The organism is Mesorhizobium sp. M8A.F.Ca.ET.218.01.1.1 (assembly GCF_004791165.1).
Classification (GTDB): Bacteria; Pseudomonadota; Alphaproteobacteria; order Rhizobiales; family Rhizobiaceae; genus Mesorhizobium.
Window position 1 is genome coordinate 352,344 of sequence record NZ_SRUZ01000004.1, and the last position, 26,851, is coordinate 379,194.

The window sequence follows — 26,851 nt, forward strand, 5'->3', positions numbered from 1 at the left end:
ACCGCGTCAGGCTGGATGAATCCGCCCTGCCAACTTCTGCCGGCAAGAGCGGCAGCCTAGGCGATGGCCATCACCCGCTTGTGGTCCTCGACTTCGGAAAGCAGCCAGTCCTGAAACATGCCGGTACCCGGCTTGTTGCCGATACTGCGGCGCTGATGCAGGTAGATGCCGGCCGGATAGGTATGGCGGGCGCCGAATGGGGCGACCAGCTTGCCTTGCTGAAGCAAATCCTGCGCCATCATGGTGTCGGCAAGCGCTATTCCAGCGCCATTGATGGCCTCGCGCATGATCAGCGTGCAGTCATCCAGCGTCGTGCTGGATTTCGGCGTGGTGTCCAAAACGCCTTCCTGCTCCAGCCAGCGCTTCCATCGCATGGTCTCGCATTCGTGGATCAGGTGGTGATTGACCAGATCTGCGGGCGACAGTAGCGGCATCGGCCCTTCAAGCAACGAGGGTGCACAGACCGGCGTCAGAACCAGCGGGATCAGAAGCGTCAGCGCCGGGCCGGCCTTGTAGACGAACTCGTCGACAATGGCCAAATCGAAATTGGCCCGCTTGCCCGATGTCGAGATCTCCAGATCCACGGTCGGATGCTGCCGGCGAAAATTCGGCAACCGGTCGGCCAGCCAAAGGTTCAGGACAGCCGGCACGCACAGGACCCGGACACGCTGGGTCCTGCCGTGGCTCGGGCCGTCGGCGAGACTGACATCGTCGGTGGCGCGCCAGATGGCCTCGAACGCCTCCGAGAGGCTGCGCGCATAGTATGAGCCCCGGATGGTCGGTGTTATCTGGCGAAAGCCGCGCTCGAACAGGTCCTGACCGAGATTGCGTTCGAGTGCTCGGATGTGGCGGCTGATCGCCGAGGGCGTCAAATGCAGCTCCTCCGCCGCATCCTTGATGCTGCCGAGACGTGCTGCGGCCTCGAAAGCGCGCATGCCGTTGAGTGAGGGTAGGGCCATTGGCCGATCATGAATTGTCAGTTGAGTTTTTGTCAATCGACATGGACAAAATTGGCGTTTGATCGCTTGGCCCGTTCAGGGATACCCAAGAGGCAAGAGCAACTAAGTCGTCTTACGAAAACGGCTATTCGGGAACTTCGGCACCATTCCACCAACGGCGGCGACCGGTTTGACCGGCTTCCACCGGTGGCGGGCGAAGCATTGCACGAGCTGCAAGCGACGCCTCGGCCAAAGCCCCGCAATGAGGAGAACGCCCGCCTATGCCTCAATCGCCAGTGCCGGTCTTTGAAACGGCGGACGAGATTTCCGCGGAAACCTCCGTCGTCGTGATCTTGCAGACTGCCCAGACGGGTTTTGGCCCTCGGGCGGCGGCACTGGACACGGAAATGAGCGGGATACTCTCCCGAGCCTGTTCCGATGCAGCCGTACTGGCTGAATCCGGCACTTGCATCGATGTCATCGCCCCTAAAGCGGTATCGGCCCGGCGCGTGATTGTCCTTGCCCTGGGCAAGGCCGAGGCCGTCACCGCGCTCTCCCTGACGCGTGCCGGCGGCCTCTTGGCCGCGCATCTGGAAGGCAAAGGGGAATGCGCGGCTACCCTGGTCCTGGATCCCATTGCAGGCATAGGTCTGACGGGAGCGGAAATCCTGGCAAGGGTCGCGCTTGGCATGCGGCTGCGGCGCTATCGTTTCGACATGCGCAACCGGCGCGCGGGAGCGGGGGCCGATCGGACCCTGCGGGTACAACTGGTCGGGGCCGGCGGTCCGGCGCTGAATTCGGCGCTGGCGCGGATCAATGCGATCGCGGATGGCGTCGAATATGCGCGTACTCTGGTCAACCTGCCGCCGAACCATCTCCATCCCGACAATTTCCACGATCATCTGGAGCCGTTGCGCGAAGCTGGCATCGACGTCGAGATACTCGATACGGCAAGGCTCGGGGAACTCGGCATGAACGCGATCCTGGCTGTGGGATCAGGCTCGGTGCGTCCCCCGCGCGTCGCGGTCCTGCGCTATCGCGGCAAGGGTGCCCCCGCACAACCGCTGGCCTTCGTCGGCAAGGGTGTCTGTTTTGACTCCGGCGGCCTCTGCATCAAGCGCGGCGAGCAGATGTTCGATATGAAGGCTGACATGGGCGGCGCGGCCGCGGTGGTCGGCCTGCTGATCGCGCTCGCCCGGCAAGGCAGTCCGGTGCACGTGGTCGGCGTGCTCGGCATCGCCGAGAATATGCCGTCGGGCACCGCGCTGAAGCCGCGCGACATCATCACGACAGCGTCCGGCCAAACCGTGGAAGTGTTCGACACGGATGCGGAAGGACGCCTGATCCTGGCCGACTGCCTCTACTATGCCGCCTCGCGCTTCAACCCGTCGGTGATCGTCGACCTCGCCACTTTGACCTATTCGGTGATGCGCGGTCTCGGATCGGTATTCGCCGGCCTCTTCAGCACCGACGACGCCATCGCCTCGCGGATGATCGCGGCCGGAGAAGCGGTCGGCGAGCGGTTTTGGCAGCTGCCACTCGACCGGGCTTACGACGAGGGGCTGCAATCGCCGTTTGCGGACCTGCGGCATCACGCCAAGGACATGGAAGACGGTGACGCTCCCTACGCCGCGGCATTCCTGCGTCACTTCACCGAGGATCGGCCCTGGGTGCATCTCGACATTGCCGGCAAGGAACTGGCCGATGCGGATCGCCCCCTTGGCAGGCAAGGCGCCACGGCATTCGGCGTGCAGATGCTGGAAGAATGGGTTCAGGCCAGCCGGGTCACGAACTAGGACAAAGCAACATGTCTTCAATCACGCATGGAGCGGGGATGTCATCGGAAATCGCCACCAGGGAAGGGCGGGCCGGCTTTGGCGACTACGAAACCTGGTATCGGGTCAGCGGCGAACTCGACGCCGACAAGGCTCCGGTCGTCATCCTGCATGGCGGGCCGGGTGCCGCCCACAACTACGTCGATGCGTACAAGCTTCTTGCCCGAACGGGCCGTGCCGTCATCCACTACGACCAATTGGGCTGTGGCAATTCCACCTTGCTGCCTGACAGAGGCGCCGATTTCTGGACGCCCAGGCTGTTCATCGATGAACTTGAAAACCTCGTCGACCATCTCGGCATCCGCGGCGGCTTCCACGTGCTCGGACAGAGCTGGGGCGGCATGTTGGGCGCTGAATATGGGGTGACGCGGCCAAAGGGTCTGAAGTCGCTGACCATCGCCAACTCACCGGCTTCCATGAAGCTGTGGGTGGAAGAGGCCAACCGGTTGCGCGCCGCCCTGCCGAGCGATGTGCAGGAGACACTGGCAAGGCACGAACAGGCCGGCACGACGGACGATCCGGCCTATCAAGAGGCGACGATGGTGTTCTACGAGCGGCATGTCTGCCGGGTCGTTCCGTTCCCGCCCGAGGTGACGGAAACCTTCGCCCAGGTCGTACGCAATCCGACCGTCTATCATCTGATGAATGGTCCGAACGAATTCCACGTCATCGGAACGCTGAAGAGCTGGAGCATCATCGACCGATTGCCCGCCATCGATGTTCCCACGCTGATCATTTCCGGCCGTTACGACGAAGCCACGCCCGCGACCGTGCAGCCCTTCAAGGACGGCATCAAGGGATCGCGCTGGCAGGTATTCGAGCATTCCAGCCATATGCCGCATGTCGAAGAGCAGGATCTATGCATGCGGGTGGTGGGAGACTTCCTGGACGACAACGACAACTGAGAAAAGGGGAACTACGACATGAAGAAACTGCTTCTCGCGGCATCGGCCGCGGCATTGCTGGCCGGCATGTGGCTGGCTCCGGCGCAGGCCGAGTACCTCAAGGAACATCGCGGCGGCACCATTCGCCTGCTGGCGCGCTCGGCGGCCGGAACGCTCGATCCGCACATCAATTACACCGACCAGGGCTGGCAAATGTATCAGCCGATCTATGACGGGCTGGTCGCCTTCCGCAAGGCCGAGGGCATGGACGGCTTCACCATCGTCCCCGATCTCGCCGAGGCGCTGCCGCAGGTCAGCAATGACGGCAAGACGTTTACCTTCAAACTGCGCAAGGGCATCAAGTTCTCCGACGGCAAGGATCTCGGTGTGAAGGACGTCGTTGCTTCCTTCCAGCGCATCTTCAAGGTCTCCGGACCGACGTCCGGAACCTTCTATGCTGGCATCGTCGGTGCCGACAAATGCCTTGCCGACACCAAGAGCTGCACGCTGGAAGGCGGCGTTGTCGGCGACGAGGCGGCCGGCACGATCACCGTCAACCTGACCAAGCCGGACGCCGAGATTCTCTACAAGTTTGCTTTGCCGCACGCCGTCGTCCTGCCGGCGGACACGCCCGCGGAAGACATGGGCTCCAAGCCCATCCCCAGCACCGGCGCCTACATGATCTCCGCCTTCGACCCCAACAAGGGCATGACGGTGACCCGCAATCCGAACTTCAAGCAATGGAGCGAGGAAGCCCAGCCGGATGGTTATCCGGATGTCGTCCAGTATGATTTCGGCCTCTCCGAGGAAGCCGCCGTGACCGCGATCCAGAACAGCGAAGCCGACTGGATGTTCGACGCGCTGCCGAGCGACCGCCTTGGCGAACTCGGCACCAAGGCCATGGACCAGTTGCACATCTCGCCGCTTTCGGCGTGGTGGTATGCGCCGCTCAACAATCGTCTGGCGCCGTTCGACAACGAAAAGGCGCGTCAGGCCGTTGCCTATGCGATCGACCGCAACACGCTGGTCAAGCTGTTCGGCGGCAAGGTGCTCGCCTCGCCGGTATGCCAGGTTCTGCCTCCGGATTTCCCTGGCCACGAGGACTACTGCCCCTTCACCAAGAACCCCGGCGCCAAATGGTCGGCGCCTGACCTCGACAAGGCAAAGCAACTCGTCGAGGAATCGGGCACCAAGGGCCAGAAGGTGACCATCATCGTCGAGGACACGGCCATTTCCCGGTCCATCGGCGTCTATCTGCAGAGCGTGCTGACCACCATCGGCTACGTCGCCGACGTAAAGCCGATCTCGTCCAACATCCAGTTCACCTACATCCAGAACACCAACAACAAAGTGCAGATGTCCGTCACCCAGTGGTACAAGGACTATCCTGCGGCCTCGGACTTCCTGAACATCCTGTTCAGCTGTGCCTCGTTCCGCGAGGGTTCGGACGCTTCAATCAACATCGCCGGCTTCTGCGACAAGGATATCGACGCCAAGATGCAGAAGGCATTGGACCTCGGCGTGACCGACCAGAAAGCCGCCGACAAATTGTGGGCTGAAATCGACAAGCAAGTCACGGACAAGGCGCCGGCCGTCGGCCTCTTCACGCCCAAGCGGCTCGACTTCGTCAGCAAACGCGTTGGCAATTTCAAGTTCAACCGGCAGTTCAACTGGATGATCACCCAATCCTGGGTACAGTAATGGCCTTGGTACAGTAATGGCCTGGGTAAAGTAACGAACCGCGGAGGGGCACGTCCGTGTCGAACGAAGCTGTCGCCATGCCGCGCAAGACGCGAGGGCCTTGGGCCGTCGCGTTTGCGAAGCTGGCAACGGACAGGGCCGCCATGGCGTCCCTGGCCGTGTTCCTCCTCATCGTTTTCGCCTGCCTCAGCGCGCCTCTCTACGCGCAATGGGCAGGAACGGACCCATTCGCCTCGACGCTCGACGCCGTCATCCAGATCGACGGCGCCGACGTTCCTGTGATGGAACAATCGACAGAGGGGCTCGGGCTCGGCTACACGCCGCTTGGGCCGACCTGGCGGCTCGGCAATTATTTCCTTGGCGCGGACAGCCAGGGACGCGATGTCATGGCCCGGATGCTCTATGGCGGGCTGAGTTCGCTGCTGATCTCCGGTGCGGCCACTATCTTCACCCTGATCCTCGGCACGGCGGCGGGATTGATCGCGGGGTATTTCGGCGGCGTCACCGACACGGTGCTGTCGCGCTTGCTGGATGTGCTTTGGGCGTTTCCTATCTATCTCCTGGCGATTTCGCTTTCCATCGTCACCATCGCGCAAGGCATCTCGATCGGGCCGATCGAGATCGAGTCCGGCAGTCTGTGGCTGCCGGTCATCATCATCGGTATCGTCTACATACCCTATGTGGCGCGCCCGATACGCGGGCAGGTCCTGTCGCTGCGCCACAGCGAGTTCGTGCTCGCCGCGATCAATCTGGGGGTGCCGGGGCCGCGGATTTTGTGGCGCGATATCCTGCCCAACATCACCACCACGCTGATCGTCTTCGTGCCGCTGATGATGGCACTGAACATGCTGACGGAATCGGCGCTTTCCTTCCTTTCGATCGGCGTGCAACCACCAGCCGCGAGCTGGGGCACCATCATCCAGGACGGCCAGGCGCTGCTTTACACCAGGCCATTGGTGGCGCTGGTACCGGGCCTGGCGATCGCGGTTTCCGTCATGGCGCTCAACGTCTTCGGAGACGGCCTGCGCGATGCGCTCGACCCGCGCTCCAAGGTTCGGCTGGGGCGCGACTGATGATCTATGCCATCCTGCGCCGTTTCGGTCAGATGCTGTTCGTGATGTTCGGCATCTCGGTCATCGTCTTTTTGATCTTCTTCGCGACACCTGGGGCCGACCCTGCGGCGCGCATCGCCGGCCGCAATGCATCGCCCGAGGTGCTGGAGGCGGTGCGCCACAGCTTCGGCTTCGACCGGCCACTCTACGTTCAATATGTGAAAATGATGGAGAAGATCTTCGTCACTGGCGACCTGACCTCCTTCGTCAATCGTGGCTGGAAGGTGGTGCCGGCAGTCATGGATTCGATCCCTGTCACGCTCTCGCTGGTGTTCGGAGCGGCGATTCTGTGGGTGGTTGTCTCCATCGCCATCGGCATCGTCGCCGCCGCCACCCGCGACAGCTGGCTGGACAAGCTGCTGATGGCGTTGGGTCTGCTCGGCATTTCCATGCCAGTCTACTGGCTGGGGGAGGTGATGAACCTGATCACCCAGAGCCGCTACCACGACAGCTGGGCGTTCTCCTGGGTGCCCCCGCTCGGCTACAAGAATTTTTCCGACGATCCGAAAGGCTGGTTCCTGACGCTGGTCATACCTTGGATCACGCTGGCCATTCTCTACATCGGCATCTACGGGCGGGTGTTGCGCGCGGCAATCATCGAATCCATGCAGGAAGACTATATCCGCACGGCCCGGGCCAAGGGCCTGTCGGAGACGCGTATCCTGCTGCGCCACGCCTTGCGCACATCGCTCATCGCCTTCGTCACCCTGTTCGGCCTCGATTTCGGCGCACTGGTGGGCGGCTCGGCCCTGCTGACCGAGGTGGTGTTCGGGCTGCATGGTATCGGCAAGCTCACCTATGACGCGCTGCAGAACCTGGATCTGCCGATGATCATGGCAACGGTGATGTATGCGTCCATGTTCGTGGTCATCGCCAATGCGGTTGTCGATTTCGTCTACATCCTTCTCGATCCGCGCCTGAGGACATCATGATATTGTCGGTGCGCGACCTTAGAGTGTCCTTCCGGACCGACGACGGCCTGGTGAGGGCCATCGATGGCGTTTCCTTCGATCTCGCGGAAAGCGAAATTCTCGGTGTCGTCGGCGAGTCCGGCTCCGGCAAGACAGTGTCGCTGCTGGCGGTGATGGGGCTGATCACCGACCCCAACGCGATCATCGAAGGCTCGATCCGCTACAAGGGCCGCGAGCTGGTTGGACTGCCTCCGCGCGAACTCAGGCGCCTGCGGGGCAACGAGATCGCGATGATCTTCCAGGATCCGATGACGGCTCTGACGCCGGTCTACACGATTGGCTGGCAGATCGCCGAGCAGATCCGTGCCCACCGCAACATCAGCAAATCCAGGGCCATGGAGCGGGTCGAGGAACTGCTGGCGGAGGTGAATTTTCCCAACCCCCACGAAGCGATGTCGCGCTACCCGCACCAGCTCTCCGGCGGCATGCGGCAGCGGGCGGTGATTGCGATGGCGTTGTCCTGCAACCCGGCGCTGCTGGTGGCGGATGAGCCGACCACCGCGCTCGACGTAACGGTGCAGGCCGGAATTCTCGATCTCGTGCGCAAGCTGCGCTCGACACACAAATCGGCCGTCGTCTTCATCACGCATGACATGGGCGTGGTCTCCGAACTCGCCGATCGGGTCATGGTCATGTATGCGGGCCGCATCGTCGAACGCGGCAGCCGCACGGAGTTATTTTCCGACCCGCGACATCCTTATACGCGCGCATTGCTTGGTTCGATCCCGCCGCTGACCGGTGCGAAACCCCGCCGCCTGCCGGCTATTCCCGGGTCACCGCCGTCGCTGCTGCGATTGCCGCAAGGCTGCGCCTTCGGGCCGCGTTGTCCGGTCCGGTACGAGCGTTGTCTAACCGACAAGCCCGATCTTGGCGCCGCCACGCACGCTGCGGCCTGCTTTCGGGTGGCGCAGGTATGAGCGGACCGATGATCGACAAAGACCGTCCAATCCTCGAAACACGCTCGCTCGGCAAGCGCTTCTCGATCGGCACCCGTTTTTCCGCCGAAGGCAGGCGGACCGTTCACGCGGTCGACAATGTCTCGCTGACGGTGCGGCGCGGCGAAACCGTCGGATTGGTCGGGGAGTCCGGATGTGGCAAGTCCACGCTGGCGCGCTGCCTGGTCAGGCTCTACGACATTTCGGACGGTGAGCTTCTGTTCGAAGGCGACGACATCACGTCGAAGTCGCTGCCTGAACTGAGGCCGCTGCGGCGGCGCCTGCAAATGGTGTTCCAGGACCCGTCGGCCTCGCTCAATCCGCGCCGGCGCGTCGGCGATCTCGTGGCCGAACCGCTGCGTATCCATGGCAAGCTTTCATCGCGCGAGATCACCAATCGCGTCGCGGAACTGTTCGACCTCGTTGGATTGTTGCCGGACCATGTCATGCGCTTCCCCCATGAATTCTCGGGCGGGCAGCGCCAGCGTGTCGGCATAGCGCGCGCCATTGCCCTCAATCCCGATCTCGTCGTTCTCGACGAGCCGGTCTCCGCGCTCGACGTGTCCGTACAGGCGCAGATCGTCAACCTGCTTGCCGACCTTCAGGAGAAGCTGGATCTCACCTATGTCTTCATCGCCCACGACCTGTCCGTGGTGCGCCAGGTCTCGACCCGCATCGCGGTCATGTATCTCGGCTCGATCGTGGAGGAGGGACCAGCGGAAGAGGTGTTTTCAGCCCCCGCCCATCCTTACAGCCAGGCGCTGATCTCGGCGGTTCCCGTGGTGGAGACGACGCCCAACGGGATGCGCAAGCGCATTGTCCTCACGGGCGATGTACCGAGCCCGCTCAACCCGCCATCCGGCTGCCGGTTCCATCCCCGATGCCCAATAGCGGCGGAGCGGTGCCGCACAGAGCGGCCTGAGTTGAAAGAGTATAGGCCCGGCCGCAAGGTGGCGTGCCACTTTCCGACGGTATAAGCAAACATCGCGCCTTGTACCCGGACGGCCGCATCCGGTCGGAGAATTCTTCAAAAATTCAGTTGCCCGCATGGAACCAACCGACGTGCGGCGCGTTTGATTGGGTTCGATCGAGCGCATCTCGATCGACGGGAGGAAACAATGGACTACCTGCATTTCTTTTCGCCCGTGCGGATATCGCGCGGGCAGGGGCATCCTGTAGAAGAAGTGGATAGCGTCGCCGAGGCGATGGTTTTCTTGCGCAAATGGCCGACGGGACGACGTGGGCCAGTGTATCAGTGCGCGTTGAATTGCTGTTCGGCCGCCCTGTCGGGCCAGATGTCGGCAGAGGAAGCAAGGAAGGCCTTCACAGGCTTTGCCCGAATTACGCGGCTTCTCGACGACGACATGGCATTGCCGATGGGCGGCGACAGCATGGCGAGCGTACACGCGCTACGGCGCTAGCAGCCCCCAACCCCTTTGTTGCTGGTCCGCGCCCGCTGCGGGGAGCGGCAGTGGTGGTGCTTGCACCTACCCAGGTCATCAGTCGCCAATCGACACAGTCGCCAGGGTCCATCTGCTTGCCGAGGGGCGCCTTGGTGTGTCACGCCGCCATCCGGAAAGCGAGCCGACGTCAGGGTCAGATCACCGCAGATCAGCGACACACGCTGCTCACCGACGGCAAACCTGCGGCTGGAGGCAGCCACTTCGGCATAACCGCGAATGGCTTCATGGCCGCAGAATCCGTCCCTTCCGCCATCGATCACCGCATCGGGCTCAAGCAGCGCTATCATGCCGTCGATCTCGCCGGCATGTTGCAGCGCAGCCATCCCACTCGTTCCCAGGCCGGCCGTACTTTCTTTATCGTGGCCGCTCCGGTGCTCAGGGTCAGCGATTAGTGAGTGTGCAGGCTCCGGATCACCGCATCGTATTCCCAGCACTGAGATCCACGTCACGGCCTTCAAACAAGCAGAAGTTTCTTCAGCACGGAGAAGACTTCCTTGTACGGCAGCTTGGTTGCGCCAGCGACTGCGAACGGAATGAGGGCTGCCGCCGCCACTGGCAGCAGGGTTTTGCGGTTGACCAGCATCGACGACAACTTGCGCGTCAACTCGTACTGCTTCGTAACGTCAATGGGGTCGACTGCTTGCTCGGCTTCTTGCGGATCGGGTGCGGCAATGTTGCTGCCGATCATCTTTCGTTCTGCAGCTCTCTGCTGTGCAGTTGCATGTGCCGCCAGCGCCAGAAGCGTCTTGTCCTTCAGCGTCAAAAGCGGCTTAGAGAAGGCGGAGAGCGGGTAGGCGAAGAATCCAATGACGAGTGCCAGCCAGCACGCCATGATGGTCGTCAGCGTCGTCGCCGATAGCCCGCCTAGCGTCAGGTGCTTCGCGACAGCGGCCGCTACGCCGCAACTGACACCGAACACGAACAGGACATAGGCGTTGGGATAGGCCGCCAGAAAAGAAAGCCCGCCGTTGCCATCGGGATGTGTCGCCACCAGGCGCAAATTAAGCTGCGCGACCGTGCGAAGGAGCTTCGCCCACACGAGATGCCGCCAGACACCGCGAAAGAACAGAAATACGAACAGCGGAATGCTGACCAGCACGCACCACCAGCCGGCGGCCGTGAGTTTGTAGCTGTCAGCGATGACAGTGGCCGCCCATGTAGAGGTCGTGGTTTCGCCGAAGGTAGCGTATGCAATGAGCGCCGATATGGCGGCAAGCGCCAGGCACACAAGCTCTGCCCATTTCGAGTCGCGTTGACGCAGAGCATATGTCAACGCAACTGTCGCATCGCCAACAGATTCGGGCGCGATCAGTGAAGCTCGAGCGAATTGCGCCAGTGTGCGGCGAAGGCCGGTTTCGACATACTGCTCGGCCGCCACGAAAGCGGCGATCGCGATCAGGAACCGAGCCCACGGACCTGGGTCCGTGAGGTAGCGCCACACGGTCGGATCATCGGAAAACAGGGTCGAGAGCGTCAGCAGGAGAGGCGCGCCCCACGCGAGGGAGACGAACAGAAGGACTCGCCTCCCTGTTTTTAGACTTCTGTCATGGAGAAGATTGAGCCGCTGCTGAAGTTCGAAGAACGGGCCGCCGTGAAAGGCGAGAAAATCCAGGCTGATGCCTCCTGCTGGCCTGCTTTCAGTCATGTGCGGGACGGTGCGAGCTTGGTCCCCCATATCAATCCTCGGTCACGGTCCATCGATCTCCGGGATTGAATTGCTTCATGCCGCGCGCGATTTTGTCCGTGGCATCCCCGAGATCTGCCTGATAAACGATGCCATTGCGGTTGACCACGAAGGTGTTTACTCCTGTCTCACCGTACTTGACTGGCCACGCGACCAAGGCAAAGCCCGCGATCATGTTACCGTTGATGACGTAGTCATAGGGTCCCCCGGCGATATTGCTGCCCTGGCTGGTAAGAACCTTAAAGCGGTAGCCGAAGTACCCCTTGTCCTTCGCCTTGTCGAACTGGACGTAGTCGAGATACGGCGCGGCTGGACTGTCGCCCAGGTTCTCATTCTCCGGCCAATAGAGGCCGTCGGCTCTGCCGGGTTTGCTGACGAGCCTCTGGGCATATTCCAGTACCCCATCGCCATCGTGATCCGTGCTGGCGTACTCTTCCTGAGCGTCGACATATCCACGGACGGTTTCGATCGTCTGAATCTCGTTTTCACCTATGCGACGGTTGATGATTTCCTCAACGCCGACAACGGGATCGAAGGCGAACTTGCCGTTATCGGTCTTGTTGATCGGGAAGGGGAACGGCCACATGACTTCGCCGACGTCAATGATGCTCCGGCCGTCTTTCGTCTCGACCGCGATGCGTTTTCCTACACCTTGCTTAATGGCAGCGAGCGTTTCCTCAACCCCTTCGGTCGCTTTCAGACGACCGGCGTTGACGCCGAGGATGGAAGCCAGCTTATCGAGGTCGGATGCGGTCACGGCCTCCTTGAACGCGGCTGTTGCGGCATCGAGCGTGTCGAATTCGGTTGGCGGCTGATTGGCGACCAGAACGGCGAGGTTTGCCTCAGCCGCAAATGCAACCTGGCCAGCCGAAAGGAAAAGTCCCAGCGCGGTAGTGGCTATCAAACGAAATTTCATGCAGCGCGTGTTCAAGCTCATGACAAAAGCTCCATTTGTTCGATCTAGCGATGGCGCCCACGATGTGGGACGCGTGCATGTCCCCCGCCGCCACCAGGACGTCCGCCACGGAGGTGAGCACCGCCGCCCCGCGGTCCGCTGAGTTGCGGCCGGCTTGCGTGATGGCCGCCTCCCATTGCACTACCGCCACGTTTGGAGTGAAGATTGGCAGCGCTGCGGGGGCGGACTTCTCCGAGCCCCGAAGGGCGGCTGGGACGGGCGTCACGTTTTCCCGCCATCGCGTGATGGCCGATTTTGCTGTCCGCATTCGAACGGCTTCCAATCCCGCCCTGATGCGTTCGATCACCCGCTATCTTATTGGCCCTAACGTCCTTGATAGCTGAGGGAGTCACCCTGGAGCGGTCGACATTCGCGGCGTTGGATCGCACGGACTTCGCCTTGGTGCGGATGTCGTTATTGCCGCCCGTTTCGACCCGGTTGCGGATGTTGGTCTTGTCCATGTTTGCGAACTGGTTGTGGTCAAACTTGATCTTGCTGCGGTCGACGTTCTTCCAGTCGACATCATTGAAATTGACTTTGCCGTTTCGATCCATGCCGTTGAAGCAATGGTCGCAATCAATATTGATGTCGTTGCCATCAAATCGACCGCCCCAGACGCCCCATCTGTCCCAATCGACGACCGCTCCAAACACGGCACCGGTCACGAAGCCCGCGAAGTAGGGTGCTGTCGGGTAGTAATAGTTGGGGTAGGGATCCGGATAGTAGCGGATCGGCGCGGTTGCGTAGCCTTCCTCGTAAAGCATTCGCGGCTCGTATTGCGGCACATAGATCTTCTCGGGGTTGGCTGCTTGGATGACGACATTGTCGTTCTGCTGGACGACCGTGACCTTGTCATCGCTCTTGATGATGCCATCCGCGACCGCCTTATCGCGCAAAGTCTGAATGGCGATCAGCAGGTCCTTCTGCTGGTCGGCGACCGCACCGCCGAGTTGCTGCGTCCAGTCGAGGTCATTGCTCATCATCTTGACGATATCGGGGTAGTTCAGGAGGGATATCACGCTGCCGTCCCAATCGTCCTTTGGCTTCAACGAGGAATTTCCCTTGGCCTGCTCTAGAAACCGGGATGCTTCGACGATCTGAAGCGGATAGAGAGAGGCCGAGGTAATCAGCGCCACAAGATCGTCGGGATAAAGAGCGATCCGGGCGACGAGCACTTCCATCTCATCGGCGCTCAGTTGCCCGGGTGCGCTCGCGCCTTGCGGAGCGGCTGCCGCCGTTTGTTCCTGGGCACAGACTACCGCTGGCACACCGGCGATCGCGAACACAAGCATCGTGGTGGCCGTCAAGATAAATTTGCGGATGTTCTTTCGTGGTTGTGTGCCCATCTGGTTCTTGCCTCCTTGGACCAATCCTTCACCGCTTCCCCTCGCAAACTCTCGCCAATGCGATGCTGCTCGAGAAAGGCATGCCGCGCGGACACAATGGTTCATTCGTCGCTCCGTCAGTCCGCGATTGTGCTCTGTATCGCCGAGAGCATCCCCTCGCGCCCTAGCGGCTTCGACAAATAAGCCACTGCGCCGGCGGCAATGCTGCGCTTGCGCATCTCTGGTTGCGGGTTGGCCGTAATCACGATCACTGGAATGTTTTTGTTCCTGGAGCGCATGGCCTCAATTACCTGCAGACCGTTGAGGCCTGGCATATGTAGGTCGAGAAGAACGCAGCTCGGCATAGTAATCTCTAAGCTTTCGAGGAAGGCTTCCCCGGATGAAAACGCGATCGAGTCATAGGAGAGCGAAAATAGGAGACGCTTGAGAGCGCGTCTTACAGAATCGTCGTCATCTACGATCGCTATGATTGGGTTGGCGGTCGCCATCACCGATCTGTACGCCAATTGACCATGGCCGCGTAGTTGGCCTTCGGTCTAACTTGGACGATCAAGCGTTAAAGTGCTCGACGATCCTTACCAGATCGGCAACCGTGCGCACGCCCATCTTGTGCATCATCCGACCACGGTGCACCTTGACCGTTTTCTCGACGATCCCAAGATCACCCGCGATCTGCTTGTTGAAACGTCCAGCCACCACTTGGTCCAATACCTGGCGTTCCCGTGCCGTCAGTCGCGCGACCCGCTTCTTGAGATCTTCCTGATCCTGAAAGTTCCGACGTCTCGCGACGTCCACCAACCTTGCCTGTTCAACGGCAGCGAGCAAGGTTTGAGTATTTACCGGTTTTTCGAGAAAATCCTGCGCGCCCGCCCGCATCGCCCGTACGCTGGCAGGAACATTGCCTTGGCCTGTTAGGAAAACAACCGGCCGGCCGCACGCATCCAGTGCCTCCTGAATCTCGAAGCCGCTCTTCCCCGGTAGATGCAGGTCGACCACCGTGCAACCAGGAAGAAGTGGGTCATGTTCGTCAAGGAATGTTTCGGCGTCGGTGAAAGTCTGAACCTGATATCCGGCAATGGAAAGCACCCGCGAAAGGGCTTTGAGAACCTGGACGTCATCGTCGATCAGGCTGACTTGAAACATCGCATCAGTCATGAGGCACTCCTTCGAAGTGGCAGCGAAAGGATAATGCGGGCACCGGCTAAATATTCGGGATCGAATTCGAGAGCGCCACCATGCGCTTGCGCAATGGAGCGGCAAATTGCCAGGCCCAGTCCCAGTCCGTTGGATTTTGTGCTCACGAACGGCTGGAAGGCACCCTCCATGAACTCGGGCGTCAGTCCGCAGCCATTGTCGGTCACCGTAACCTCACCCGTCCGTCCGTCCGTCCGAACGGCGACCTCGATCATTCGGGCCGATGGCGGCAAATGCGAGGTGGCATCAACGGCATTGACAATAATATTCAGGACTACTTGTTGAAGCTGCGCGGCATTGCCAAGAATCCGAACACTCGAATTCGCCCGTTTGAACGCCACCGCTGTTTGCTTAATTAGAAGTTCACTTTTGACGAGCGCCAGCGTGGCGACAGTAATGTGATTAAGATCAACAGGTTCTAGTGCTACCTCATGCGTCGTCAGCAAGCGCCTGAGCTGACGAATGATTTCCGCTGCACGCTCATCATCCGCGATGATATCCGAAAGAATGTCGCTCACCTCCGTGAGGCTTGGATCGCTGCTTTCGAGCAGCTGTTTGCCGACCTCCGCATTGGCCAGAATAGATGTGAGGGGCTGGTTCAGTTCATGCGCAAACGCGCCCGACAGCTCTCCGAGGAGCGACGTGCGAGACAGGTGTACCAGCTTGGTGTGCCCGGCGTTGACCTCCGCCTCCGCCTTCTTGCGCAGATGGGCTTGTATGCCAAGAGCGACTATCGTGCCAGACTGGAGAAGCAGCATCGCGATCGATACCAGTATCGCGGTTCGATGCTCATCCCACAGTGAAGGCGCCCGGAACCGTATCTCGGCGTCAGGCGGCAGCAGGCCAGGATCGATCAGGAAGCGCCGGATCTCCCTCCAGTCGACGATTGGCCGGATGACCAGGGGGGTGATCTGCGGTAAGTTCGCTTCGCCTGCGATTTGGCGAGTGACAAGGGCGGCAAGCTGCTCGCCTTGCTCTTGGAATGTGCTCATGTAGCCACCCAGGACGCCATGATCGAGGTATGTGTCGTAGACGGCGTAGACTGGCGCAGCCGATACCCGCGCAATCTCTGCCGTGGCATTGCGCGGGACGAAGTTCCGGCCATCCGGATCTTGAAAGATCGTCAGGATGAGGACGGCAGTGTCGGGAGATAGTCTTGCAACAGCATCCGCGAAGCCGTCGAGCCTCAGACCGGACAGATAGCGGATGTCGAAGCCGTCGTACCTGTCGCCAAGATCAGCTCTGGCGGTAGCTTCCCATCGCTTGTCGAACGCCGACGAGCCGGAGATGACAACCGCATGTCTGGCATTCGGCTGCAGGCGGCGCGCCAACGTCATTGTCTGTTTGAGATCGAACCTGGTGACGATACCTTTGACGTCGGGCGGCAATGCCAGCTGGGTGACCGTATCTGCTGCGACAGCCCCGAACAGCAATGGAACTCCCGGAGCGATCTCCCTGCGATGGTCGAGCATGAAGCGCAGTGCCGTGGGGCCGGCGGCAATTGCGACATCCGGTTTCATGTCGCGGTATTTGGCGCTCAGTTGGGCCGCAATGCGAGGGAGATTTCCCGGATCGGGAAAGCGGGCATTGTCGAGATACTCAGAGTAAATTTCGAACTGCGTTGGATCGCGATCGGCAAGGTCTTTGTGGAGTCCACGTGCGATCTCGACCGCCGCAACCTGGGTGCTTTCGTTCTCGTAGACGATCAGGACGCGATGCATCCCACTAGATTCTCGAGCAAAAACTAGGCTTGGCTGGTCAGCAATGCCGATTGCCAACCAGAAAACCATTGACCATCGCCAACATACTTCTCGGCGAATTCGCTTCGCCAAGACAGATGATACCAAAGATCCCATTTCAGCGCACCGCATGTCTGAAAAATCATAGCCGAGGTCGTCCTACTCGGCCAGCGTGTTGCAGTTACAGCGCACTTTCTAACTGTAACCTAGTTCAGCTCATTCAATGTAATTTTCATCGCTGAATTCATCTTTTAGCCGACACGCATATAGACAGCGGTACCACGCTCTGTGAGTCCTAGGTCCCACTATCCTTAACCAGAATTTTCGGAACAATTATGTGAGATCATGGCGAACAACGGAGATAGATCATGTCGAAGAAGCCGTTCAAAGGCGTCATCAAGCTCGACGTCCGAGACTCAAAGGCCGACTGGGAGCCGTACCTGCCACCGCGCGCACCGAAGAATGCGCCGAATGTTCTGATCGTCCTGTACGACGACACCGGTCAGGCAGCATGGTCGCCCTACGGGGGCGCCATCAACATGCCGACCCTGGACAGACTTGCGAAAAGCGGTCTCACCTACTCGCAATGGCACACCACAGCGCTGTGCTCGCCGACGCGCTCCACCTTTCTGACGGGCCGCAATCATCATCTGAACGGCATGTCGTGCATCACCGAGGCATCGAACGGCTTCCCCGGCTGGAGCGGCCGCATACCTGAAGATTGCATGACGATCGGCCAGATGCTGCAGGAAAATGGCTATAGTACCTTCTGGCTGGGCAAGGACCACAACGTGCCCGAGCAGGATATTTGCTCGGGCGGCCCCAAGTCGGAATGGCCGGTGCAGAAAGGTTTCGACCGCTATTATGGTTTCCTCGGTGGCGAAACCAATCAGTGGTATCCCGACCTCGTCGACGACAACAAGTTCATCGACCAGCCGTACAGCCCTGAAGAGGGGTATCACCTCTCCAAGGATCTGGTCGATCAAGCAATGCAGATGATCCGCGACCAGAAGGCTTCCAATCCGTCGAAGCCTTGGTTCACGTGGCTGTGTCCGGGCGCCAACCACGCCCCGCACCACGCGCCGAAGGAATATATCGACAAGTACAAGGGCAAGTTCGACGAAGGCTACGACGCCTATCGCAAATGGGTCCTGCCACGGATGATCGAGAAGGGTCTTCTGCCAAAGGGCACCGCGCTCACGCCGTTCAATCCGCTTCCCGAGGCGGTTGCCAACCCCGGCGACATGGTACGGCCGTGGGACGAGTTGAATGCCGACGAGAAGAAACTGTTCTCGCGCATGGCGGAGGTCTATGCCGGCTTCTCTGAATACACCGACGTCCAGATCGGCCGCTTGATCGACTATCTGGAGCAGAGCGGTCAGCTCGACAACACGATCGTCTTTTATTGCTCCGATAACGGTGCTTCCGGCGAAGGCAGCCCGAATGGTTCGGTCAACGAGAACAAGTTCTTCAACAACTACCCCGACGAACTGTCGGAGAACCTGCAGTATCTCGACGTGCTCGGCGGACCCGAAACCTACAATCATTATCCGACCGGCTGGGCCGCAGCGTTCTCGACGCCTTACCAGATGTTCAAGCGTTATTCCGAATATGCCGGCGGCACCTGCTGTCCGCTGGTTATCTCCTGGCCGAAGGGCATCAAGGCGAAGGGCGAGGTGCGCAACCAGTATCATCATTCGACCGACATCGTGCCAACGATTCTGGAATGTATCGGCATGGAGATGCCTGCTACATATCGCGGCGTGAAGCAGCATCCCCTGTCGGGCGTGTCGATGAAATATAGCTTTGACGCAAAGCCGGACGCCCCAACGAAAAAGAAGCGCCAGTATTACGCGATGCTTGGTTCGCGCGGGATATGGGAAGACGGCTGGAAGGCTGCCGCTCTCCACGCTCCGCTGACGGGCAAAGGCCACTTCGACAAGGACGAGTGGGAGCTTTATCACGTCGACGCGGATCGTTCGGAAGCCAAGAATGTTGCGAAGGAGAATCCCGAAAAGCTCAAGGCGCTCATCAAGGTTTGGTTCGACGAGGCGGACGCCAACAATGTGCTCCCCCTCGACGATCGCAGCGCTGCCGAAGTCCTCGGCATCGAACGGCCCTCCACCGAACCGCCACGCGAACGCTATATGTATTATCCCGACACTTCGCCGGTGCCGGAAGGCGTTGCGGTCAATGTGCGGGGTCGTAGCTACAAGATCCTCGCCGATGTGGAGCTCGGGGACAAATGCGAGGGTGTGATCTTCGCCCATGGCTCACGCTTCGGCGGCCATAGCTTGTTCATCAAGGATATGAAACTGCACTACGTCTACAATTTCCTTGGCATCAAGCCGGAACAGACCTTCGTCTCCAAGCAACTCAAGCCTGGCAAATACACGTTTGGAATGGAGTTCATCCGGGACAAGAAGCCGGGGCCGCACGGCGAGTCGCTTGGCAAGACCACCCTGTACGTCAACGATGAGGTCGTGGCACAGGGCGATATGAAGAGCCAACTCGGCAAGTTCACGCTCTCCGGCGACGGCCTCTGCATCGGCCGGGACAGCGGCGACGCGGTGAGTGAGAAATACAAGTCTCCTGGCCAATTCAAGGGCGGTACGATCAAGTTCGTCGGCGTGACTGTCGAGAAGGGGCAATACCTTGATCTCGAGAAACTGGCGGCGGCGGCCATGGCTGTCGATTAGCCACCGAGTTGCGGACATGGAGGTCGGCGGAAAGGCGCCGTCGACCTCCAGAAGTCTATCCCTAACGACATCAGAACAATCTGAGGCAGCGATGCACCAGAAATGGACTGACGCTCCGCAGTTTCGGAAACGAGCAGATCGATGACCGTTCAAGAGCTAATTAAACTAGGCATCACAGTCAGTCTCGTGGCGCTGGTGTTTGCACTGGGTCTGAAGGCGGCGACAGGCGATCTGCTCTATCTGGTCAAGCGGCCCGGCGAGATGATCCGATCGATCATCTCCATGAACATCATCATGCTGATCTTCGCCGTCGGTGTAGCCTTGCTCTTTCCCCTCGCTATCGAAATCAAGATCGCGCTGATCGCCTTGGCGGTTTCGCCGGTTCCGCCGATCCTCCCAGGCAAGCAGACCAAGGCGGGCGGAACGCAATCATTCGCGCTTAGCCTCCTCATCGTAGCGTCCATCGCGGCGATTGCGCTGGTGCCCATCTCGATCGGGATTGTGGGAAGCATATTTCACGCTGAGTATTACATGCCCCCGACACGCGTGCTGCGGCCCGTTCTCGTGACGGTGATCGCTCCCCTGCTTGCAGGCGTGCTCGTTCGCCGCCTGCTTCCGGCACTGGCGGCGCGAATAGCCGGGCCGATCTCGCTTTTCGCGGTCATCCTCCTCGTGGTCGCAGCTATTCCAGTCGTCTTCACCAGCGGCGTGACCTTCTGGGGGCAGGTCGGCAACGGTGTGATTGTACTCCTGGCACTGTTCACGGCCCTGGGGCTTTTCGTCGGCCACTTGCTTGGCGGGCCAGATCCCGACGATCGAACCGTGCTCGCTCTCGCCACGGGCACCCGTCATCCGGCCGTTGCGATGGCGATCGCAAGCCTGAATTTTCCGGACGAGAAGGCAGCCTTGGCGGTGATGCTTTGGCATCTGGTCATCGGGGCGATCGTGTCTATTCCGTATGTGCGGTGGCGCAGGGCGCTACATGACAAAGCCGCCACCGTCGAATCGGACCGGCAGACGAATAGGGTTGGCCGATGAGTGCCGCAATCCGCCCGCGCGCTTCCGAAAGCAGTCCCGCGGGAAGGGACATGGTGTGGATACCTGCCGGGACGTTCCTGATGGGGTCCGATGCCCACTACCCGGAAGAGGCGCCGGCGCATCGTGTGAAGGTCGACGGCTTCTGGATCGGCCGGTTCGCGGTGACCAACCGGGATTTCGAAAAATTCGTCTCGGAGACCGGCCATGTCACGTTGGCCGAGAAGTCTGCCAATCCGGATGATTATCCTGAAGCGCTACCGGAGATGTTGTCACCGTCCTCGACCGTCTTCCGCAAGCCCGCGGGCCCGGTCGATGTCCGCAATCAGTACAATTGGTGGACCTACGTACCCGGTGCGAACTGGCGCCATCCGCGTGGACCGGCCAGCTCGATCGCCAAGCTCAAGGACCATCCCGTCGTCCATATCGCCTATGAGGATGCCGAGGCGTATGCCCGATGGGCCGGCATGCAGCTGCCGACCGAGGCGGAATGGGAATTCGCTGCTCGCGGTGGGCTGGAAGGCGCCGAGTTCACATGGGGCGACGAACTAACGCCCGGCGGCGTGCACATGGCCAATACGTGGCAGGGCGAATTCCCATATCGCAACACGGTGGAAGACGGCTTCGAATACACAGCGCCTGTGGGCTCCTTTCCAGCAAACGGCTACGGCCTCCACGACATGGCGGGCAATGTCTGGGAATGGACGTCCGACTGGTATCGGGATCACCGCAGGATCGATAGCCCATGCTGCACGGTCTCCAACCCGCGGGGCGGCGACCGTGAGGCGAGCCGGGATCCGCGCGATCCCGCCGCGATACCGCGCAGGGTGACAAAGGGGGGCTCACATCTATGCGCCCCGAACTATTGCAGGCGATATCGGCCAGCGGCACGAATGGCACAGCCGATAGACACCTCGGTCTCGCATCTCGGCTTTCGTCTCATTCGTCGCCTGGATGATTGAAATGGAGGCTGTTCGAGAAACCTTCGCGCAGCTCACCGAGGTCTCGATCCTTCTGATCGACTTTATGGCTCTGCTGATTGTCGTCTACGGGACATTGGAGGCTTTTTGGGGGGCCTGTCGGGCGGCCGTCACTAAACGGCGGCAGCTATATCACCAAATCTGGATGCGCTACGCGCGCTGGCTTGTCGCCGGCCTGACCTTTCAACTCGCCTCGGATATCATCGAGTCGGCCTTGACTCCGAGTTGGGAAGACATCGGGCGTCTGGCGGCGATTGCGGTCGTCCGTACTTTCCTCAACTATTTTCTTGGACGCGACCTCTCGGAGGAGACGGAGCAAGCGATGACCGCAGAAGAGGCAAAGGCGGTTGATCCCAGGTCACCCGGTGCCGAAAAAGGATAGTGCGATGGCAAAACCCTTCCGATTTCTTGCGGGCGTTGCGATGGTAGTTGCCATGCTGCTGCCGGTGCAAGCCCTGGCAGACGATGCTGATCTTGCAAAGCAACTTAGCAATCCGATTGCTTCACTGATCAGCGTACCGTTCCAGTTCAACTACGATTCCGGGTTCGGACCGGACGACGGCTACCGTGCAACGCTCAATATACAGCCGGTGGTTCCGATTTCTCTCAATGACAACTGGAACCTGATCTCGCGAACGATCCTGCCGATCATCACGCAGGATGACATCGCCGGACCGTCGGGCTCGCAATCGGGCCTGGGCGACGTCACCCAGAGCCTCTTCTTCTCGCCCAAGGCGCCGGGACCCGGCGGCGTCATATGGGGGGTCGGGCCGGTGATGCTGTTGCCGACCGCAACCGACGACCTTCTCGGTGGAGGGAAGTGGGGAGCTGGTCCGACAGCCGTGGCCCTCAAGCAGGCCGGCCCTTGGACCTTCGGCATGCTCGCCAACCAGATCTGGTCCTTCGCCGGCGATAGCGATCGCAGCGAAATCAATGCGACCTTTCTGCAGCCCTTCCTCTCTTACACCACCGCCGATGCCTGGACATTCGGCCTCAACACCGAAAGCACCTATGACTGGGCCAGCCACCAATGGTCGGTGCCGATCAACCTGTCCGTCGCGAAGCTTGTGAAGTTCGGCAATCAGCCCGTTAGCCTCAGCGTTGGCACGCGCTACTGGATGACAAGTCCAGAGAGCGGCCCGGAGGGTTGGGGTTTTCGTGGCGTCGTCACATTGCTGTTCCCGAAGTAGCTGAAGGAGTCGAGAGCAATGCTGCAGCGACTTGCCATGGCATTAACCGGACGTAGGGGACCCTTGGTCGAGTTGTCGAGAGCCACGCACCCACAATTCGGCCGGTTACTGAAAGCACTGGCCGCGTCGTTGCTTCTGCTAACAGCGTTGGCTGGTGCCACCTGGGCGCAATCAGATCCGCTGCCGTCCTGGAAAGACGGCCCGGTCAAGGTGGCCATCACGCAGTTCGTCGCCAAGGTCACGCAGGACGGTGGCGCCGATTTCGTCAAGCCGGCTGAGCGTATCGCCGTGTTCGACAATGACGGCACGCTGTGGTCCGAGCAGCCGGTCTATTTCCAGCTTGCCTTCGCGCTCGACCGCATCAAGGCCATGGCCCCCGATCACCCCGAATGGAAGGAAACAGAGCCCTTCAGGTCGGCATTGAAGGGCGATCCGAAAGGCCTCATGGCGTCTGGTGAGAAAGGCCTGATGGAAATCTTGGCTGTGACCCATGCCGGCATGACGACCGAGGACTTTTCCAAGATTGTGGCCGGTTGGCTAGCGAGCGCACGCCATCCGCGCTTCGATCGCCCCTACAATCAGCTTGTCTACGAGCCGCAACTGGAGTTGCTCACCTACCTGCGGGCCAACGGCTTCAAAACCTTCATGGTCTCTGGCGGCGGTGTCGAGTTCATGCGGGTCTTTGCCGAGGAGGCCTATGGTATTCCGCCCGAACAAGTCGTCGGCTCGTCCGGCGTCGTGAAGCTAGAGGACAGGGACGGAAAGCTGGTGCTCGCCAAGGAGGCCAAGGTCGAGTTCGTCGATGATGGTCCGGGCAAGCCTGTCGGGATCAACCGCTTCATCGGGAGGCGGCCGATCCTGGCCTTCGGCAATTCGGACGGCGACCAGCAGATGCTTGAATGGACGGCGGCGGGCGACGGAGCTCGCTTCATTGGACTTGTGCATCACACGGATGCCGAACGTGAATGGGCCTACGACCGCCAGTCCAACATCGGAAAGCTCGACACCGCGCTCGATGAAGGCGTCCGAAGAGGCTGGACCATCGTCGACATGAAGAGTGACTGGCAGACGGTCTATCCGGCGGTGAAATAGATCGGCTGGAAGGTAGAGGCGGGAAGAATCGATCTTGGTGAGGACGGCCAAGATCATTCAAGCTGAAAGGAAGTTGTCATGAGCGAAACGACCAGCAAGGCACCTACCAAGACGAGCCAACTTGTCCGTCCCGAGCGGCTTCCCGTGACGCCGGTCCCACCGATTCCCAAGGTCGACGAATCAAGATCGGATCTGGCCTCCACCAAGTACTCTCATTACCGAACCGAATTGTCCAATCACAGGACCGGCCTTTCGGAGCACCGGACCTCGCTGTCCGAATTCAGAACAGACCTGTCTATCCATCGAACGGACTTGTCGACCGACCGCACCGAGATGTCCATGCGGCGCACCGGCATGTCATTTCAGCGCACGCGCATGAGCGCGGAGCGCACGCTCATGTCGGTGATCCGCACCTCGCTTTCTCTCATCAGTTTCGGGTTCACAATCTATCAGGTGTTCCAGAAGCTGAAGAATGCCGGGACGCTCACCCAGGCTGGCGCACCGCTCAATTTTGGCATTACACTGGTGCTGCTTGGCATCGTCATGCTGATCTTCGGCATATTCTACCACTTGCAGTTCATGATCGGCTTGCGCCATGAGAGAAATGCGATGCGGGCCGAAGAGTTGATCCATGGCGAGAGCCATTTCCCCCCATCGGTCACCTTGATCACAGCCGTGATACTGCTCGTCGTCGGGATAGCTGCAATCGTCAGTATGCTCTTCCAGATCGGTCCGTTCCAGGGATGACGCCCGGCGCGGATAAGGAGGCGAACTGACTGCCCGCCCGGATTGCACGGTCTCGCTCTACATCCGCGCCTATTGGGGCAAGGAACCTGTCCTCGACGGGTCTTGGAAGGCGCCGGCGATTGAATTGGTCCAGCGACTCAGGTTTCATGCGATGTCATCAAGCGCCGCCCAATGTCGGTGACAGTTGAAGCTAGGCCGCGGCTTTGTAATGGGAGAATTTCATGAGCCGAAAGGCAGCCTCGAGAACAGTGCTTCTCTTGTTCGCTATCGTGCTCTTGTCGACTGGTGAAGTATTTTCTCAAGACGCCGATCTCGCAAAGAAGTTATCGAATCCGATCGCCTCGCTCATCAGCGTGCCCTTTCAGTACAACTACGACAGGGGCTATGGGCCTGATGATGGGTCCAGGTCGGTGATCAACATCCAGCCGGTGATCCCAATATCATTGAACGACGATTGGAACTTAATCTCACGCACCGTACTGCCGGTCACGTGGCAGGACGACATCGCTGGCGATTCAGGCAGCCAGTTCGGACTTGGGGATACAGTCCAGAGCCTGTTCTTCTCGCCCAAGGCTCCTGGTCCGGGCGGTCTCGTCTGGGGCGTGGGTCCGGTCCTTCTGCTGCCAACCGGCACTGACGCGATGCTGGGCGGTCAGAAATGGGGAGTTGGCCCGACAGGCGTCGTGCTTAAGCAGTCAGGTCCCTGGACATATGGCATGCTGGCCAACCACATCTGGTCGTTTGCAGGCGACGAGGACAGGAGCGACGTCAACGCAACCTTCCTCCAACCTTTCCTATCATACACCACGGCAGATGCTTGGACGTTCGCTCTTAACACCGAGTCGACTTATGACTGGGTCAAGGAAGACTGGTCGGTGCCGGTCAATTTTACAGTTAGCAAGCTGGTGAAGTTCGGCAGCCAGCCAGTCAGCCTGCAGGCGGGAGTGCGGTACTGGGCTGTTAGCCCGGATGGGGGAGCGGAGGGATTCGGCTTCAGAACAGGCATCACATTCCTGTTTCCGAAGAAATGAATGACCGGGCAAGCACAGTTTCGACGAACCATGAACTGTGAAACCCGCGCGATAGCCGCAAGGCATTGATGACAACATGATTGCCCAGGAGGACGGGACCGGCAAGTTCCTCTCCCCGCCAGTTCTACGAGCTGCAGCGGCGGCCGGGCGGCCGGTGGCCGCCAGCGGTTACGCGATGGGGCCTGTGGCCACCAGGAGCCCGAACAAGAATCTCAGCCGGCTACGCCGTTGTCTCAGTTGCCGTTGCCGCACGCCTAGAAATGCATGACAAGTCCCATTATCGGGCCCTGCTGCACCACGTCGAATTCGAAGCCGTTGTTGCTGTAGTTGACCCCAAGTGCGCGATAGCCGGCAAGAGCCGAAAACCGATCGTTGAACCGGTAGCCCAGCGCGGCCGCAACGTCCCAATCGACATCGGCTCCGCCTGCGCCAACCATGCTCCAACCCGTCAGATAGACTTCGGGTGTGAGCGAGTAATTCGCGCGAAGGCCGACGAGCCCGTCCACCCAAGTCGCCCCGTCGCTGGCAGACACACCGTCAAGGATACCGCCATGAAACCCGATGTCCGTGTTTACAGACCAAACCCTCATGCCGCCCACAATATCGAGATATCCGGCGTCACCCTGGAAGACCGAGTAGCCAGCTCCGATAAGCCCTGAAAATGTCTCGGAGGAGACATCCACATCATTGGCGATGACGCCTCTCGACGTTCCGCGGCCGGTTGATATCTTCACATACATCAGGTCGCCGAAAACGCTGTACCGATCGTGGCGTGCCTCGGCGACGGCCATCGCAGCGAAATCGAGATTCTTCAAGATATCGCCGAAATTCGCATCCAGGTGGACTGTCGGCAGTCCGAATTGCGTCACGTCGCCCGAGAGCCCGGCTGCCCAGAAATACGGGGCAATGGAGTACGTCCAGCCTTGCTCGGTCACCACCGGTTTCAGATCCGGCGTCACGGGCGAGACCATATCGGCGGCGCGCAATGGTTGAGCAAGGAGGACGCCAGACAGAACGGTCACGCCCCAAATGCTCTGCGGATTAAGGTCAGCATGGTTTCCCCTCTGGATGACGGTACAGATCTAGTTTTCTCGGCAACAAGCTACAATCGTGACGGTTCTCCCCCGACCATGCTCGCTAGGGTATTCATACCGGCGACGCACACAAGATACCAAATATTCCTACCCCGATTCTGCTGGATTCGTATCTCCGTTCTCACATGATCTCCCAGTTCCGGCGACCTCATTTAAACTCTCCAAGGTCTATTCGCTTGTTCCTGCGGGCGCTGTGCGAAAGCGGACAGCGATGAGAATATTCTCT

At 60.2% G+C, this 26,851-nt stretch carries 25 protein-coding genes; 17 read left to right on the forward strand and 8 right to left on the reverse strand.

What is annotated here, in order from left to right; all coding sequences use genetic code 11:
- Nucleotides 1-56 precede the first annotated feature (56 nt).
- Nucleotides 57-959: a LysR substrate-binding domain-containing protein gene (locus EN861_RS17735; RefSeq protein ID WP_135864637.1), complete on the reverse strand. Its 903-nt coding sequence runs from the start codon at nt 957-959 to the stop codon at nt 57-59.
- A 260-nt stretch (nt 960-1,219) separates the two neighbouring features.
- Between EN861_RS17735 and EN861_RS17740 the strand changes: the two genes are divergently transcribed.
- From EN861_RS17740 to EN861_RS35500, 9 genes are all read left to right on the forward strand, one after another.
- Nucleotides 1,220-2,734, forward strand: coding sequence for a leucyl aminopeptidase (locus EN861_RS17740; RefSeq protein ID WP_127278962.1), 1,515 nt, complete (start codon nt 1,220-1,222; stop codon nt 2,732-2,734).
- A gap of 38 nt (nt 2,735-2,772) precedes the next feature.
- Entirely contained in the window at nt 2,773-3,678 is a 906-nt protein-coding gene (locus EN861_RS17745; RefSeq protein WP_135864639.1) for a proline iminopeptidase-family hydrolase, read from the forward strand.
- A gap of 18 nt (nt 3,679-3,696) precedes the next feature.
- Nucleotides 3,697-5,358, forward strand: coding sequence for an ABC transporter substrate-binding protein (locus tag EN861_RS17750; RefSeq protein WP_135864641.1), 1,662 nt, complete (start codon nt 3,697-3,699; stop codon nt 5,356-5,358).
- A gap of 56 nt (nt 5,359-5,414) precedes the next feature.
- A complete protein-coding gene (locus EN861_RS17755; protein WP_135864643.1) occupies nt 5,415-6,431 on the forward strand; it encodes an ABC transporter permease in 1,017 nt (338 codons plus the stop codon).
- Entirely contained in the window at nt 6,431-7,402 is a 972-nt protein-coding gene (locus EN861_RS17760) for an ABC transporter permease (protein WP_135864645.1), read from the forward strand. Before EN861_RS17755 ends, EN861_RS17760 begins: the two co-directional genes overlap by 1 nt.
- A complete protein-coding gene (locus EN861_RS17765) occupies nt 7,399-8,358 on the forward strand; it encodes an ABC transporter ATP-binding protein (RefSeq protein ID WP_135864647.1) in 960 nt (319 codons plus the stop codon). The genes EN861_RS17760 and EN861_RS17765 overlap by 4 nt, the downstream gene beginning before the upstream one ends.
- Before the next feature lie 8 nt (nt 8,359-8,366).
- Entirely contained in the window at nt 8,367-9,353 is a 987-nt protein-coding gene (locus tag EN861_RS17770; RefSeq protein WP_135864649.1) for a dipeptide ABC transporter ATP-binding protein, read from the forward strand.
- A 141-nt stretch (nt 9,354-9,494) separates the two neighbouring features.
- The gene (locus tag EN861_RS17775) at nt 9,495-9,797 is read left to right on the forward strand and encodes a DUF982 domain-containing protein (RefSeq protein ID WP_127276844.1); all 303 of its coding nucleotides are present in this window, start codon (nt 9,495-9,497) and stop codon (nt 9,795-9,797) included.
- Between the two features lie 266 nt (nt 9,798-10,063).
- Nucleotides 10,064-10,231, forward strand: a complete 168-nt coding sequence (locus tag EN861_RS35500; protein WP_189343663.1) for a hypothetical protein — start codon at nt 10,064-10,066, stop codon at nt 10,229-10,231.
- Between the two features lie 62 nt (nt 10,232-10,293).
- On the opposite strand, the gene EN861_RS17785 is transcribed toward EN861_RS35500, so the two are convergent.
- The 6 genes from EN861_RS17785 to EN861_RS17810 form a co-directional block, all read right to left on the reverse strand.
- Entirely contained in the window at nt 10,294-11,484 is a 1,191-nt protein-coding gene (locus tag EN861_RS17785; RefSeq protein ID WP_245512049.1) for a hypothetical protein, read from the reverse strand.
- Between the two features lie 31 nt (nt 11,485-11,515).
- Nucleotides 11,516-12,460, reverse strand: coding sequence for a DUF2950 family protein (locus EN861_RS17790; protein ID WP_135864653.1), 945 nt, complete (start codon nt 12,458-12,460; stop codon nt 11,516-11,518).
- Nucleotides 12,461-12,483: 23 nt separating this feature from the next.
- Complete coding sequence (locus EN861_RS17795; RefSeq protein ID WP_135864655.1) at nt 12,484-13,824, reverse strand: DUF3300 domain-containing protein; 1,341 nt, start codon at nt 13,822-13,824, stop codon at nt 12,484-12,486.
- A gap of 116 nt (nt 13,825-13,940) precedes the next feature.
- Complete coding sequence (locus tag EN861_RS17800; RefSeq protein WP_135864657.1) at nt 13,941-14,312, reverse strand: response regulator; 372 nt, start codon at nt 14,310-14,312, stop codon at nt 13,941-13,943.
- A gap of 61 nt (nt 14,313-14,373) precedes the next feature.
- On the reverse strand, nt 14,374-14,979 hold the full coding sequence (locus tag EN861_RS17805; RefSeq protein WP_135864659.1) for a response regulator: 606 nt from the start codon (nt 14,977-14,979) through the stop codon (nt 14,374-14,376).
- Nucleotides 14,976-16,808, reverse strand: coding sequence for an ATP-binding protein (locus tag EN861_RS17810; RefSeq protein WP_189343664.1), 1,833 nt, complete (start codon nt 16,806-16,808; stop codon nt 14,976-14,978). Before EN861_RS17810 ends, EN861_RS17805 begins: the two co-directional genes overlap by 4 nt.
- Before the next feature lie 317 nt (nt 16,809-17,125).
- Here EN861_RS17810 and EN861_RS17815 point away from each other — a divergent pair, with 317 nt between their 5' ends.
- From EN861_RS17815 to EN861_RS17850, 8 genes are all read left to right on the forward strand, one after another.
- The gene (locus EN861_RS17815) at nt 17,126-19,456 is read left to right on the forward strand and encodes an arylsulfatase (protein WP_135864663.1); all 2,331 of its coding nucleotides are present in this window, start codon (nt 17,126-17,128) and stop codon (nt 19,454-19,456) included.
- 141 nt (nt 19,457-19,597) lie between these two features.
- Nucleotides 19,598-20,494 (forward strand): Na+-dependent transporter, encoded by an 897-nt coding sequence (locus EN861_RS17820; protein ID WP_135864665.1) that lies wholly within the window; start codon nt 19,598-19,600, stop codon nt 20,492-20,494.
- A 50-nt stretch (nt 20,495-20,544) separates the two neighbouring features.
- The gene (locus EN861_RS17825) at nt 20,545-21,453 is read left to right on the forward strand and encodes a formylglycine-generating enzyme family protein (protein ID WP_127276828.1); all 909 of its coding nucleotides are present in this window, start codon (nt 20,545-20,547) and stop codon (nt 21,451-21,453) included.
- 1 nt (nt 21,454) lies between these two features.
- On the forward strand, nt 21,455-21,853 hold the full coding sequence (locus EN861_RS17830; protein ID WP_135864667.1) for a DUF1622 domain-containing protein: 399 nt from the start codon (nt 21,455-21,457) through the stop codon (nt 21,851-21,853).
- Nucleotides 21,854-21,905: 52 nt separating this feature from the next.
- Nucleotides 21,906-22,661, forward strand: coding sequence for a transporter (locus EN861_RS17835; RefSeq protein WP_245512050.1), 756 nt, complete (start codon nt 21,906-21,908; stop codon nt 22,659-22,661).
- Between the two features lie 129 nt (nt 22,662-22,790).
- On the forward strand, nt 22,791-23,753 hold the full coding sequence (locus EN861_RS17840) for an HAD family hydrolase (RefSeq protein WP_245512051.1): 963 nt from the start codon (nt 22,791-22,793) through the stop codon (nt 23,751-23,753).
- A gap of 78 nt (nt 23,754-23,831) precedes the next feature.
- Nucleotides 23,832-24,500 (forward strand): DUF202 domain-containing protein, encoded by a 669-nt coding sequence (locus EN861_RS36320; protein ID WP_135864669.1) that lies wholly within the window; start codon nt 23,832-23,834, stop codon nt 24,498-24,500.
- A gap of 221 nt (nt 24,501-24,721) precedes the next feature.
- Nucleotides 24,722-25,531, forward strand: coding sequence for a transporter (locus EN861_RS17850; protein ID WP_127277768.1), 810 nt, complete (start codon nt 24,722-24,724; stop codon nt 25,529-25,531).
- 254 nt (nt 25,532-25,785) lie between these two features.
- On the opposite strand, the gene EN861_RS17855 is transcribed toward EN861_RS17850, so the two are convergent.
- A complete protein-coding gene (locus EN861_RS17855; protein WP_245512066.1) occupies nt 25,786-26,502 on the reverse strand; it encodes a hypothetical protein in 717 nt (238 codons plus the stop codon).
- Nucleotides 26,503-26,851: the final 349 nt, after the last annotated feature.